At 61.0% G+C, this 12964-nt stretch carries 14 protein-coding genes and 1 pseudogene; 14 read left to right on the top strand and 1 reads right to left on the bottom strand.

Annotation, left to right across the window (positions count from 1 at the left end; genetic code table 11):
• The 5 genes and pseudogenes from NUH87_RS30625 to NUH87_RS30605 all read left to right on the top strand — a co-directional run bounded on the left by NUH87_RS30625 (position 1) and on the right by NUH87_RS30605 (position 4509).
• Positions 1-735 (top strand): TIGR03759 family integrating conjugative element protein, encoded by a 735-nt coding sequence (locus NUH87_RS30625; protein WP_338524001.1) that lies wholly within the window; start codon positions 1-3, stop codon positions 733-735.
• Positions 720-1286, top strand: coding sequence for a transglycosylase SLT domain-containing protein (locus NUH87_RS30620; RefSeq protein WP_422393893.1), 567 nt, complete (start codon positions 720-722; stop codon positions 1284-1286). Before NUH87_RS30625 ends, NUH87_RS30620 begins: the two co-directional genes overlap by 16 nt.
• Positions 1283-1708 (top strand): integrating conjugative element protein, encoded by a 426-nt coding sequence (locus NUH87_RS30615; RefSeq protein WP_338524000.1) that lies wholly within the window; start codon positions 1283-1285, stop codon positions 1706-1708. The genes NUH87_RS30620 and NUH87_RS30615 overlap by 4 nt, the downstream gene beginning before the upstream one ends.
• A gap of 1 nt (position 1709) precedes the next feature.
• Positions 1710-3755: pseudogene (gene traD / locus NUH87_RS30610) on the top strand (type IV conjugative transfer system coupling protein TraD); the annotation flags it as partial.
• 10 nt (positions 3756-3765) lie between these two features.
• Positions 3766-4509: a TIGR03747 family integrating conjugative element membrane protein gene (locus NUH87_RS30605; RefSeq protein ID WP_338523999.1), complete on the top strand. Its 744-nt coding sequence runs from the start codon at positions 3766-3768 to the stop codon at positions 4507-4509.
• A gap of 146 nt (positions 4510-4655) precedes the next feature.
• Here NUH87_RS30605 and NUH87_RS30600 read toward each other — a convergent pair whose 3' ends face one another.
• Positions 4656-5261 (bottom strand): DUF6338 family protein, encoded by a 606-nt coding sequence (locus NUH87_RS30600; protein WP_338523998.1) that lies wholly within the window; start codon positions 5259-5261, stop codon positions 4656-4658.
• Positions 5262-5493: 232 nt separating this feature from the next.
• Here NUH87_RS30600 and NUH87_RS30595 point away from each other — a divergent pair, with 232 nt between their 5' ends.
• The 9 genes from NUH87_RS30595 to NUH87_RS30555 all read left to right on the top strand — a co-directional run bounded on the left by NUH87_RS30595 (position 5494) and on the right by NUH87_RS30555 (position 12944).
• Positions 5494-5835 carry an RAQPRD family integrative conjugative element protein gene (locus NUH87_RS30595; protein ID WP_338523997.1) on the top strand — a complete coding sequence of 114 codons (342 nt, stop codon included), beginning with the start codon at positions 5494-5496 and terminating at the stop codon, positions 5833-5835.
• The gene (locus NUH87_RS30590) at positions 5825-6058 is read left to right on the top strand and encodes a TIGR03758 family integrating conjugative element protein (RefSeq protein WP_338527008.1); all 234 of its coding nucleotides are present in this window, start codon (positions 5825-5827) and stop codon (positions 6056-6058) included. The genes NUH87_RS30595 and NUH87_RS30590 overlap by 11 nt, the downstream gene beginning before the upstream one ends.
• Before the next feature lie 74 nt (positions 6059-6132).
• Positions 6133-6447, top strand: a complete 315-nt coding sequence (locus NUH87_RS30585) for a TIGR03745 family integrating conjugative element membrane protein (RefSeq protein ID WP_338527005.1) — start codon at positions 6133-6135, stop codon at positions 6445-6447.
• A gap of 9 nt (positions 6448-6456) precedes the next feature.
• Positions 6457-6849 (top strand): TIGR03750 family conjugal transfer protein, encoded by a 393-nt coding sequence (locus NUH87_RS30580; RefSeq protein ID WP_338523996.1) that lies wholly within the window; start codon positions 6457-6459, stop codon positions 6847-6849.
• Complete coding sequence (locus NUH87_RS30575) at positions 6846-7505, top strand: PFL_4703 family integrating conjugative element protein (RefSeq protein ID WP_338523995.1); 660 nt, start codon at positions 6846-6848, stop codon at positions 7503-7505. The genes NUH87_RS30580 and NUH87_RS30575 overlap by 4 nt, the downstream gene beginning before the upstream one ends.
• Positions 7502-8341 carry a TIGR03749 family integrating conjugative element protein gene (locus tag NUH87_RS30570; RefSeq protein ID WP_338523994.1) on the top strand — a complete coding sequence of 280 codons (840 nt, stop codon included), beginning with the start codon at positions 7502-7504 and terminating at the stop codon, positions 8339-8341. Before NUH87_RS30575 ends, NUH87_RS30570 begins: the two co-directional genes overlap by 4 nt.
• The gene (locus NUH87_RS30565; protein WP_338523993.1) at positions 8331-9713 is read left to right on the top strand and encodes a TIGR03752 family integrating conjugative element protein; all 1383 of its coding nucleotides are present in this window, start codon (positions 8331-8333) and stop codon (positions 9711-9713) included. Before NUH87_RS30570 ends, NUH87_RS30565 begins: the two co-directional genes overlap by 11 nt.
• Positions 9694-10119, top strand: a complete 426-nt coding sequence (locus NUH87_RS30560) for a TIGR03751 family conjugal transfer lipoprotein (protein WP_338523992.1) — start codon at positions 9694-9696, stop codon at positions 10117-10119. The genes NUH87_RS30565 and NUH87_RS30560 overlap by 20 nt, the downstream gene beginning before the upstream one ends.
• Complete coding sequence (locus NUH87_RS30555; protein ID WP_338523991.1) at positions 10119-12944, top strand: conjugative transfer ATPase; 2826 nt, start codon at positions 10119-10121, stop codon at positions 12942-12944. The genes NUH87_RS30560 and NUH87_RS30555 overlap by 1 nt, the downstream gene beginning before the upstream one ends.
• Positions 12945-12964: the final 20 nt, after the last annotated feature.

The raw sequence follows: 12964 nt of genomic DNA, 5'->3' as shown, positions 1-12964 counted from the left end.
ATGCCATCACCAACCAACTTCCGCGCCCTGTCATGGCTGCCCATTACCCTGCTGTTCGGGCTGGCCTCGGCACTGGCCGGCGGAGACTTCATCAGCGACACCCGAATCAGCCAACAACGTGAAAGCCGCGAAACCCGCACGGATGAACAGTTGGCCCAGGACTGGGGCCTGCGCGCCGAGGACTGGGTGCGCTATCGGCAACTGCAACAGGGCCCGCTGGGTGTCTACTCGCCCAATCTCGACCCACTGACCGCGCTCGGCATTGAGGCCCGCAACGACGAGGAACGCCGTCGTTATGCCGAATTGCAGGTACACGCCGAGTCCGCGCGAGTGGCCAAGGAACTGGCCTACCAACGCGCCTATGACCAAGCCTGGAAGCGGCTGTACCCGAACCTGCTGCCGGTCAGCCTGATGGATGCCCGCAACAACAGTCCCATAAGGCTGCCCGGCAATGGACGCCTGGCCCTGTTTATCAAGGACAACTGCATGTCCTGCAATCTTCAGGTCAAGAAGCTGCAGAGCGCAGGCCTGGAGTTCGATCTGTATATGGTCGGCAGCGACAGCGACGATGCCCGCTTGCGACGTTGGGCTCAGCAGGTCACGCTGGACCCGTTGAGCGTGCGTGAACGCCGTATCACCCTCAACCACGACGCGGGACGCTGGAACAGCCTTGGAGTGGCAGGCGACCTGCCGGCACTGGTGCGCGAGGTGGACGGCCAATGGCAACGTCAATGACCTGCCGCGCCGTCGCTCTGGTGTGGGTCCCGATACTGCTTGATCCAGCAGCACTCACAGCAAGAGAGCTTCCACCACTGGCCTATCAGGTGGCAGCGGCGCAAGCGCGGGTACCCTCGAACGTGCTCTATGCCGTGGCCCTGCAGGAGAGTGGCTGGGCTCTGCGTGGCCGAGTGGTGCCATGGCCCTGGACGCTGAATATCGCCGGGCAGCCCCACCGCTATGCCACCCGACGCGAAGCCTGCACCGCTCTATACCGCACCTTGCGAATCACCCCAGCCACGCGAGTGGATGTGGGCCTCGGCCAACTCAATATTGGCCATCAACAACACCGCGTTCGCCAGCCCTGCGAGCTACTGGAGCCCTACCGCAACCTGCTCCTGGCCGCGACCATTCTGCGCGAGCAATACAACCCTGCCGAAAGCTGGTTGATAGCGGTCGGCCGTTACCACCGCCCCGCCGGTGGTCTCCCGGCCATTCGTTACCGAAGCAGCGTTGAGCGATATTTGGCCCACGTCGCTGCCCCCACGACGCAGGAGAATCACCCATGAAGCGCCCTTGCCGGCTTCTCATCTTCCTGCTGGGGCTGCCCCTCACCCCATTCGCCCTTGAAGAGCCAAACACGCCGCCGTCAATGCCCTACAACGAGGCCGACTTCTTGCCCATCCGCTCTCCCTCACTGCGCCCCGGACCTGTCGAGCCTCGGGCAATCAACCTGCCCGGCATCACTGCACTATTTCTGATTGGTGACGACCCGCGCTCACACGCCTGGCTGCAGCAACGCTTACCCGATCTGCAACGCCTCGGCGCCGTCGGGCTGGTGGTCAATGTCGAGTCGATGGCAGCGTTGCAAGCTCTGCGCAATCGAGCCCCCGGCCTGAGTCTGAACCCGGTGCCAGGAGACGATCTCGCCGCCCGCCTGGCATTGACTCGATACCCCGTGCTGATCACCGCGACGGCAATCGAGCAATGAGATGGTCCAGACCGTCGAAGTGCTCCTGCGCCCGGCGGTGGAGCTGTACACCGCTGCCGTCTGCGCTGGAAGTGCGTCACTGTGCTTAGCAGCACCCTGGTCGCTGGCACTCAGCCCAGAATTGGGCCTGGGGGCGGCATCGGTGTTTGCCGGCTTCGGCGCGATTCGATTACGTCAGGCCTCGGTGATCCTGCGCTACCGCCATAACATCCGCCGTCAGCCCCGCTACGCCTTGCGTGACTCTCAGATTCCAGTCAGCCACGAACGGCTGTTCCTCGGTCGCGGTTTCCGCTGGGAACCCCACCACACCCACCGTCTGTTGCAGACCTACCGCCCGGAGTTCCGCCATTACGTAGAAATACCCCGGCGCCAGCGCTACGCCCGGCACTTGGAACAACGCCTGGAGTTCGCGCCCTTCCCTCTCTCGCAACTGGCGCGACTCACCGCTTGGGATCATCCCCTCAACCCACTACGCCCCTGGCCTGCTGTGGGAGGCCTACCTCGCCTGCACGGTGTCGAGCCCAACGAAGTGGACGTCAGCCTGCCGCTCCGGGAACGGGTCGGCCATACCCTGGTGCTCGGCACTACTCGCGTCGGCAAGACCCGCCTGGCCGAACTGCTGATCGCCCAGGACATCCGCCGCGGCGAGATCTGTATCGTTTTCGATCCCAAGGGCGACGTTGCTCTATTCCAACGTATGTTCATGGAGTGCCAACGCTGCGGGCGATTGGACTCCTTCTATGTGTTCCACCTCGGCTGCCCCGACAGCTCGGCGCGCTACAACGCCGTGGGCCGCTTCGGCCGTATCACTGAGGTGGCCAGCCGCATCGCCGGCCAGCTCTCCGCCGAGGGCAACAGCGCCGCATTCCGCGAATTCGCCTGGCGCTTTGTCAACATCATCGCCCGCGCCCTGGTCGAGCTCGGGCACCGCCCGGACTACCTGCTGATCCAGCGCCATGTGGTCAATATCGACACGCTGTTTATCGAGTATGCCCAGCACTTCTTTGCCAAGAGCACCCCCAAGGCCTGGGAAGCGATTGTGCAGATTGAAGGCGAGATCAACGAGCGCAATACGCCCCGTCATATGCTCGGCCGTGATCGGAGGGTGGTGGCGATCGAGCAATACCTGGCGCAGGTACCCATGTTCGACCCGGTGCTCGAAGGCCTACGCAGCGCCGTGCGTTATGAACGCACATTCTTCGACAAGATCGTCGCCTCCCTCTTACCCCTGCTGGAGAAATTGACCAGTGGCCAAATCGCCCAGTTGCTGGCACCGGACTATGCCGACCTCAACGACCCACGGCCAATCTTTGACTGGATGCAGGTGGTACGCCAACGAGCGGTGGTGTATGTCGGTCTGGATGCACTGTCCGACGCCGAGGTTGCGGCGGCAGTGGGCAACTCGATGTTCGCGGACCTGGTGTCGGTAGCCGGCCATCTGTACAAATTCGGGCTGAATGACGGACTGCCCGGCGCAGCGAATAGCTCCGCGGCGCCGATCAACGTCCATGCGGATGAGTTCAGCGAATTGATGGGCGATGAGTTCATTCCCCTAGTCAATAAGAGTGGCGGCGCCGGGATGCGAGTCACCGCCTACACCCAGACCCTCAGCGATATCGAAGCCCGTCTCGGCAACCGCGCGAAAGCAGGTCAGGTGGTCGGCAACTTCAACAACCTGATCATGCTGCGGGTCCGCGAGACCGCTACCGCCGAGCTGCTGACCAAGCAACTGCCCAATGTGGAAATCGCCAGCGTCTCTCCAGTCAGCGGTACCACCGACAGTTCCGACCCGCACGGGCGCACGGCCTTCACTTCCAGCAGCATGGACCGTATCACCATCAGCAGCGTGCCGATGCTGGAACCGGCACACATCGTTGCACTGCCCAAGGGTCAGGCCTTTGCCCTGCTCGAAGGCGGCACTCTGTGGAAACTGCGTATACCTCTGCCGATCCACGACCCCGAGACCGACCTGCCCGACAACCTACGCGCCCTGGCCGACCATATGCGCCGCCAGTACATCGATGACGCACCGGCCTGGCATGGCGAAGAGCGCAAACATGCGTGACCCAGCCAACGTTGCACAGCAACAGCAGGTCCGCCAGCAAGGCCTGATCGCCGCGTTGATCACCCTGCCGTTGCGTTTTCTCGGCGTGCTACTGGGTTCCCTGATGTTGTGCCTGCTGATCGAACTGGTGGGTCTGCACCTGTTCTGGCCCGACCAAGGCTGGCGCCATGTCCAGGGGATGATGAACTTCGAGTTGCAACAGCTCTCCACCCACTTCACCCACAGTGTGGTGGTGCAGGAGCCAGGGCGGAGCGCCTATCGCTTGGTGAGTTGGCTGCACCAGAGCCTGCTGCTGGACAGCGGGTTACTAGATTGGCTGAAGCGCATGAACGAACAAGAAAAATCAGCGGATATTACGGCGGACTTCAACATCACCCTCACGCAGGTGGTGGTGCACCTGGAGCGCTGTGTGCTGGCGGTGTTTTACACGACTACGACCTTCCTTCTGCGCCTGTTGGTGCTGATCATGACTCTGCCGCTGTTCGCCTTGGCGGCCCTGACTGGGCTGGTCGATGGTCTCGTGCGAAGGGATCTACGCCGCTTCAGCGCTGGGAGGGAGTCAGGCTTCCTCTACCACCGGGCGCGAGCCATGATCTTGCCGCTGACAGTGTTGCCGTGGGTGGTATATCTGGCGTTACCCGTGAGCGTACATCCACTGTGGATCCTGCTGCCGACAGCGTTCATGTTGGGCGTCGCGGTGGATATAACAGCAGGGAGTTTTAAAAAGCACCTTTGACTGCCAGCATCAGCGTTTCTTTGGCGCTGGCGGCGGAGCCTTTGGCACGATGGCAGGACGGACGTTCGTTGGCGCAGGCGGATTGACATTCATCCCGTCATTAACGTGGACTCTCCTACCGCCACTCGTTGGATGCTTCTGATTTGTCATATCGACTCCTCCGGACTGTTTAAAATTTCCACGAAATAGACGTCTGCGTTACAAACCAGAAGAAACTCTACCCCTGGACTTTCAACGTAATCATTGTCGGCGATCCAGGCAGGAAATTGCATCAGAAAATGCCCTTCCTTGGGGTCGGTTGGCCAGACAAGAGGGTAGCCGAACAACCTTCGACCATCCAAGAAATTGAGCACCACGGCCCTCCCTGGGAATTTACGAAACGCATAGATCCACTCTTTGTAGGAGGCTCTGGATGTAAAACCGAGCCTTCTCGCGACCTGATAAAGGGAGTCATGATTCGCCGCAAATGCCAGACCAAACCCGATCAAAATGGCCAGCCCTATTGCCCAGGCGCTTTCTACGGTGGTACTCCAAGCCCCCCAAACGACTCCATGGCCTCCCACATATTTAAGAAGCCATTCGATACCCGAGACAATGAGGCTGATCACCCCCGTCCCGATCAATGCCTGAATGGTCCGCTCAAACTGCCCTGGCTTAGGTGATTCAGACAACCAGTAGAAAATGGTGGTGACCACGAACCCAGGAATCAATAGCTGTACAAGCGGAATGACTTTGTTGGCCAGATCTTCCATAGCAGATCAATTCCACATCAAAGGGATGACTCACCTCACGCTCGGTAAGAAACCTCACCGCCACCGAACGGGTAAGACGCTGCCATTCAATATTCACTGAGTAAACGTATGAGGTTCAACGACAAACTCTCTGATCGGGTGGAAATCTGGTAAGCAAACGTTTCGCATTCCCCCAAGCAAACAGACGCCAGGCGCTAAATCATTGTGGCTCGCCCTTCCATGGAACCAACCAATGTTCATTCAGGCGCCATTCCACCACGCGCTACAGGGCATCCTGCTGATCGTGCCGCTCCTTGCACTCTCCCCTGCACAGGCCTCAGAAGCTGAGCGTCTGGCTACCCTGCTACGCCAATTCAACCTGATCGAACGACTGGCCGAGGAAGGTGACCATTTCTCCTATGACGAGACTTCACGTTACCACTTCGACTACACCCGCTTCCGAGACGACCTGCAGCGCATGCGTCAGGGCATCCATGACTACCTGAGCCCGCAGCGAGCACAACCACGTGACCCAGTGCCACTGCCTGGAGACTATCGCCAAGAAACGGAGGTGCCCCGTGAGTCTGAGCGCTGAACAAAGCACTGCATTCCTGGCCCATGGCGGCTTCACACCAGGAGCCAGTTCGTCGCTGCTGGTGGGCGTGGTATTCGCGGTGCTACTGGTCTGGGGTGTATGGGCGCTTCGCACAGCGTATGTCGGCTGGGCCGAGCACAAGCTGACCCAACGCCAGTTGCTCGGCGTGGCGGTGCGTTTCGCCGCAATGTATGTGGCGCTGACTTACTTCCTGCTGTCATGAGCAAGTCAGCCATGAAGCACTCCGATCAAGCCTTGTCTACTCCCACTGTATTCGCCGCGGTATTCGGCGCCTCGCTGTATGCATTGGCGCTGCTATTGCCGCTTGAGCGGGCACAGGGTGCGCTGCCATCGCTGGAGGATCCGTCGCGGGGTACCGGCAACGGCATTCTGCAAACTCTACAGAACTACGGCTACGACATCGTGATGCTGGTGGCTCTGCTGGTAATCGCCTCGATGTTTGTTGGCGTCTGCTACCACGCCTACACCACCTATTCGGAGATCCACGCTGGACGCAAGACCTGGGGCCAGTTTGGCCTGACCGTGGCCGTGGGCGCGCTGCTGCTTGTGGTCGGCATCTGGCTGCTGACCAAGGCCACCGGGATCTTGTAGGAGGCGAGCATGCACAATGAATCGCGACAGGATCAGACCCTGACCTTTTTACCCCATCGCCTGAACCGACAACCGGTGGTGGTACGTGGCCTGACCGCAGATGAGTTGTGGATCTGTACGGAGATCAGCGCGGCATTGGGTTTGCTGGCTGGGTTGCCACTGGCCTGGCTCACCAGCAGTGTGGCAATGGTCCCAACGCTGGTGCTGGTCACGATAGCCAGCGGGGTGTTCTTCGGCGGTTCGCTGCTGCGTAGGCAAAAGCGCGGGCGGCCGGATGCCTGGTTGTATCGGCAACTGCAATGGAAGCTATGCCGTCGCTACCCATTTTTGGCGCATCACCTGGGTGGCGGAGGCCTGATTCTGCACTCCGGTGCCTGGGGCATTCGCCGGAGTCAGTCATGAGCCGCTTCAAGAACGAGATCACGCACTTGCAGGCCCATGTGCGTACCTTACGCCTGGGCAGCACAGGGTTGTTGCTCGTGTCGATATTGCTGGCGATCGGTTGGTGGAGCGCGCCACGTGACCTGACGATCCATATCCCGCCAGACCTCCGTTCCGGCAGTATGCACAAATGGTGGGAGGTGCCGCCCTCAACCGTATATGCCTTTGCCTTCTACATCTTCCAGCAGCTCAACCGCTGGCCGAACAATGGCGAGGATGACTACCCCCGCAATATCCGGATGCTGTCGGCGTACCTGACACCAGCCTGCCAACTGTTCCTGCAACAGGATGCCAACCGCCGGCAAGACAGCGGTGAGCTGCGCCATCGGGTGCGCGGGGTCTACGAAATTCCCGGCCGCGGCTACGGCGACAACCCGATGGCGCGGATCAAGGTAGTGTCCGACGACGATTGGATTGTCAGCCTCGACCTGACCGCCGACGAGTACCACAGCGCCGAACAGGTCAAGCGCGCCCTGGTGCGTTACTCGCTGAAAGTGGTGCGCCAGGACATCGACCCGGAACGCAATCCTTTCGGCTTGGCCCTGGACTGCTACAGCCAGGCACCGCAGCGCATTGGACGTGCAGTCGATGACGAGCACAAGGAACCTTCCTCATGAAACGACTCCTGTGGAGCACCCTGCTCCTGCTGACAACCCCACTGGTGAACGCCGTGGAGATCCTGCGCTGGGAGCGCATGCCGCTGGCGGTGCCGTTGCGTGTCGGTGAGGAACGGGTGGTGTTTATCGAGCGCAATGTCCGCGTCGGTATGCCCTCCTCGCTGCAAGGCAAACTACGAGTGCAAAGCGCCGGGGGTGCACTGTATCTGTTGGCCAGCGAACCCATTGCGCCCAGTCGTTTGCAACTGCAAGACGCCGACGATGGCACGCTGATCCTGTTGGACATTGCTGCGGAACCAAACAAGACCGGGGACCCGCCGCTGGAAGCGATGCGGATTGTCGAAGCAGTGCGTATGCCTCCCGACAGCACCGACGACAGCCCAGCTACTCAGTCCGTCCCATCCACTCCATTGCCGGTGGCCCTGACCCGCTACGCCGCACAAAGCCTGTATGCGCCGTTGCGCACCGTCGAACCGGTACCCGGCCTGAGAGCGGTACCGCTGCGCGACGATCTGGTGCTGGACACCTTGATGCCAGAACTGCCCCTGGCCTATCGAGCGCTGGCCTCCTGGCGGCTGGAGGATCTGTGGGTCACTGCGGTGCGCCTACGCAATACCTCGCCGCATTGGCTGGCTCTCGATCCACGTCGCTTGCAGGGAGATTTTGTCAGTGCCACCTATCAGCACCCCGACCTCGGACCAAAGGGCGAGTCCACCGACACCACTGTGCTGTACCTGGTCACTCGCAATCACGGCTTGGTTGAATCACTGCTGCCCACGATCAGCCCGGTAGACGTCACAATGAACCTACCCCGGAGCAGCGGTGATGAAGAGTAATGGCTTGCTCAAGTGGCTGATGCTCCCCCTGATCGCCCTGCTGCTCTACGTCGGGTCAAAGCTGACCGGACCGTCTCGTGAGAACACCAGCGATAACACGGTCGAGCCCCTCAGCCGTGAGGAAATGCAGGCCCTGGGTATCGAAGGCGATACCCCACGCGACACCGTGGCCACGCTGGTGGGCCAGGTCAAACAACTGCGCGGTGAATTGCAGAACGCGGTGAAGGGCAACCAGCGGGAGAAGGCCGAAAACGAGCGTTTGCGTCAGCGTGAGGGCACCATTGAACAACGGGTGCAAAGTGCTCTGCAGAACGAACGCGAGCAGGCAAGTGAATCCCAGCGCCAAACGCACCAACTGCTGCAGGAGCTGCAACAGCGTCTGGAATCCCTCGGTAATACTGATCTCCCCCTTGGCCTGGGGTTGGAGGATGGCGACGGGCAGGATCTGCTCCGGGATCGGCTGATCTGGATCGAACCCCAGGATGGCCGCGATCCTGGTGCCAAATCACGCAAGCCGCTGAGCTTTCCCAGCTCTTTCGGTCCAGCACAAAAGCCCTTGGAAGACACCGTTGCCCGGCTTGATGCAACCGGTAAAACGCTGCAAAGCAAAACAGCGCTGCAACCGGTCTACACCGTCCCCGCCAATGCCACTCTGATGGGCTCGGTAGCGATGACCGCGCTGATCGGTCGAGTACCGGTGGATGGCACGGTCAATGACCCCTACCCGTTCAAAGTGCTGATCGGCTCGGACAACCTCACTGCCAATGGCATCGACCTGCCGGAGGTCGCGGGTGCCGTGGTCAGCGGTACCGCGTCGGGGGATTGGACACTGTCCTGCGTACGAGGGCAAATCCGCTCGCTGACCTTTGTGTTCCGCAACGGCACGGTGCGCACCGTGCCGTCGAAAGGCTCCAAACAGGAAGCGGACGACGACACCCAAAGCAGTGGCGACAACCGTCAGGGCCTGGGCTGGATCAGCGACCCTTACGGTATCCCCTGCGTGACCGGCGAACGACGCAGCAATGCCCAGCAGTACCTCGGTTCGCAAGCGCTGATCACCGCCGCCGGAGCCGGTGCGGCAGCACTGATCCAAGGCAACAACAGCACGACCTATATGAGCCCCGGCAATCCGCTGGGCACAGTGGGCATTACCACCAACGAGGCACTGGGTCGGATTCTCGCAGGTGGCGTGCAGGAAATGGCGCAGTGGGTCAACAAACTCTACGGCCAGGCCTTCGCCGCCGTGTATGTGCAGCCCGGCGCCCGGGTCGCGGTACATATCGAGCGGGCGATCAATGTCGATTACAACCCAATCGGACGCCGGGTCGATCACAACCGAGGAGATAGCCGCCATGTCGTTGAACTGGACTAGCCTGGGGATCTTGTCAGCCTTGTTGCTGGTCGGTGGTTGCGCGACCGATCCAGAAAAGCTGCTGCCCCATGGCGACAGCACCATGCTGGACGTCTGGAACCAGCAGGCTGTCGGCCATGGCGACGACGGGCCATTGATACGTCGCCTGCTCGACGCCCGACAGACGCTGCGACGACCACTGGAGTCCGTCGATCAACTGCGGGTCAATCAAACCATCTACACCCGCACCGCTCAGACTGAGATCTACCGCCAGTTCCACCGCCTCCCCAACCCTGATTTGGTGATGTACGTCTTCCCACACTTAGCCGGCAGCGATCCAGTACCGGTGCCCGGTTACAGCACGGTGTTCCCACTGTATCAACGCGTGCAATACGCCCTGCCCGGCGAACGGATTGAGGACCACTGATGAACCGCAAGCATCGCCAGCCGGGCGATGCCTGGCAACGCTACCGGGCGCGGCTACGCGGACTGGGCATCCCCGCGCCCGGACGTGACTCCAACCGTAGACCGGCAACCCGGGCTGACGAAAAGCTCCTGTATGCCGCCCCGCCCGCCTTCGTCGACCTGCTGCCCTGGGTCGAGTATCTGCCCGGCTCGCAAAGTCTGTTGCTTGATGACGGTCAGTCGGTGGCAGCCTTTTTCGAGTTGAGCACCATCGGTACCGAAGGCCGTGAAGCCGAGTGGCTACGGGAAGTGCGCGATGCTCTGGAAAATGCCTTACAGGACAGCTTCGACGAACTGGATCAGCAGCCCTGGGTCATCCAGCTCTACGCCCAGGACGAAACCGACTGGCTCCCCTACCTGCAAGGGCTGCGCGACTACGTGCAGCCCAGAGCCCAGGGCAGTGCCTTCACCGAGTTCTACTTGCACTCCATCGCACACCACCTGAACGCCGTCAGCAAACCCGGAGGTCTGTTCGAGGACAACACCGTCAGCCACCTGCCCTGGCGCGGCCGACAACGGCGCACGCGGATGGTGGTTTACCGACGGACCCAGCGCACGTCGCTTCGCCATGAACGCTCACCGGAAGCGGCCCTGAAGGTGGTGTGCGAGCGCCTTTCGGGAGGCTTGGCCAATGCTGGCATCCAGGCCCGGCGTATGGACGCGGCAGCCATCCATGGTTGGTTGCTGCGCTGGTTCAATCCCGCCCCGAATTGGCTGGGCAGCGACCCAGCCGCGCAACAGCGCTTCTATCAACTGGTCGGTTTGCCGCAAGCCCCAGAGGCCACTGAGTTGGAGCTGGCCAGTGGGACCGACTTCACCCAGCGTCTGTTCTTCCGCCAGCCACGCTCAGACACCGAGCACGGCGTGTGGTGGCTGGACGATCTGCCACATCGAGTCATCACCCTGGACCGCTTACGCAGCCCACCGGGTATCGGCCATCTGACCGGAGAAAGTAGCAAGGGTGGCGACGCGCTCAACGCTGTGTTCGACCAACTGCCGGAAAGCACGGTGCTGTGTCTCACCCTGATCATCACCCCACAGGATCGGCTGGAAGCGCAGCTCAATCACCTGAGTCACAAATCTGTGGGCGATACCCTGGACTCACAGCAGACCCGCGAGGATGTCGAACAGGCGCGTAGCCTGATTGGCCGCTCGCACAAACTCTATCGTGGGTCACTGGCATTCTACCTACGCGGCGACAACCTGCAGGAACTCGACGCACGTGGCCTCCAACTGACCAACGCCCTACTCAATGCGGGCCTGCAACCGGTGCGCGAAGAAGATGAGGTGGCGCCACTCAACAGCTACCTGCGTTGGCTACCGTGCGTGTTCAATCCGGACCTCGACAAACACCAGTGGTACACCCAACTGATATTCGCCCAGCACGTGGCCAACCTGGCACCGGTATGGGGTCGTAGTGAAGGTACCGGCCACCCCGGCATTACCTTTTTCAATCGTGGCGGCGGGCTCATCACGTTCGATCCACTGAACCGTCTGGATCGGCAGATGAACGCTCATCTGTTCCTGTTCGGTCCGACCGGCTCGGGCAAGTCCGCCACCCTGAACAATCTGCTCAATCAAGTCACCGCGATCTACCGCCCGAAACTTTTTATCGTCGAGGCCGGCAATAGCTTCGGCCTGTTTTCCGACTTCGCTCAGCGCCTGGGCTTGAGCGTGCACCGCCTCAAACTCGCCCCTGGCTCCGGGGTCAGCCTCGCCCCCTTCGCCAGCGCTCACCTCCTGATGGATGCCCCCAACCGGGTCAAGACCCTGGACGCCGATGCCCTCGACGATGAAGACAAGGCCAACCAGGAGGACGAGCGCGATGTCCTGGGCGAGTTGGAAATCACCGCCCGGCTGATGATCACCGGCGGTGAGGAGAAAGAAGAACAACGCCTGACCCGCGCCGATCGCAGCCTGATCCGCCAGAGCATCCTGGACGCCGCCTACCTCTGTGCAGCCCAATGCCGCACGGTGCTAACCGAGGATGTGCGCAACGCCCTGCGCACCACCGGTCAGGATCTGAGCCTGCCCGAATCACGCCGGATACGCCTGCTGGAAATGGCTGATGCCATGGACCTGTTCTGCCAGGGCAGCGACGGTGAGCTGTTCAACCGAGACGGAACACCCTGGCCCGAGGCCGACGTAACCCTGGTGGACCTGGGAACCTACGCCCGTGAGGGCTACAACGCCCAGCTCTCGATTGCCTATATCTCGCTGATCAACACCGTTAACAACATCGCCGAGCGCGACCAGATGCTCGGCCGGCCCATCATCAATGTCACCGACGAGGGTCATATCATCACCAAGAATCCGCTGCTGGCACCCTATGTGGTCAAGATTACAAAAATGTGGCGCAAGCTCGGGCTGTGGTTCTGGCTGGCCACGCAGAATATGGACGATCTGCCCAAGGCCGCCGAACCGATGCTCAATATGATCGAGTGGTGGATTTGCCTGTCGATGCCCCCCGATGAAGTGGAAAAAATCGCCCGCTTCCGTGTCCTGACTCCCGCACAAAAAGCGCTAATGCGTTCGGCGCGCAAGGAAGCAGGCAAGTATTCCGAAGGAGTGATTTTGTCCAAGTCGATGGAGGTATTGTTTCGTGCCGTGCCACCGAGCTTGTATCTAGCGATGGCCATGACCGAACCGGAAGAGAAACATCAGCGGCACCGCTTGATGCAGGAAAAGGGGATCAGTGAGCTGGAGGCGGCCTTTCAGGTAGCAACGGAGATCGATCGGACGCGGGGGATTGATCTTCATCAACTCATCAAAATCAACGACACCTGATCGGGGGCCTAGTCCAAACC

This window comes from Pseudomonas batumici (assembly GCF_036585405.1).
Classification (GTDB): Bacteria; Pseudomonadota; Gammaproteobacteria; order Pseudomonadales; family Pseudomonadaceae; genus Aquipseudomonas; species Aquipseudomonas batumici.
The sequence above is the reverse complement of the archived record's forward strand: the minus strand, read 5'-3'. Positions and strand labels throughout refer to the sequence as shown.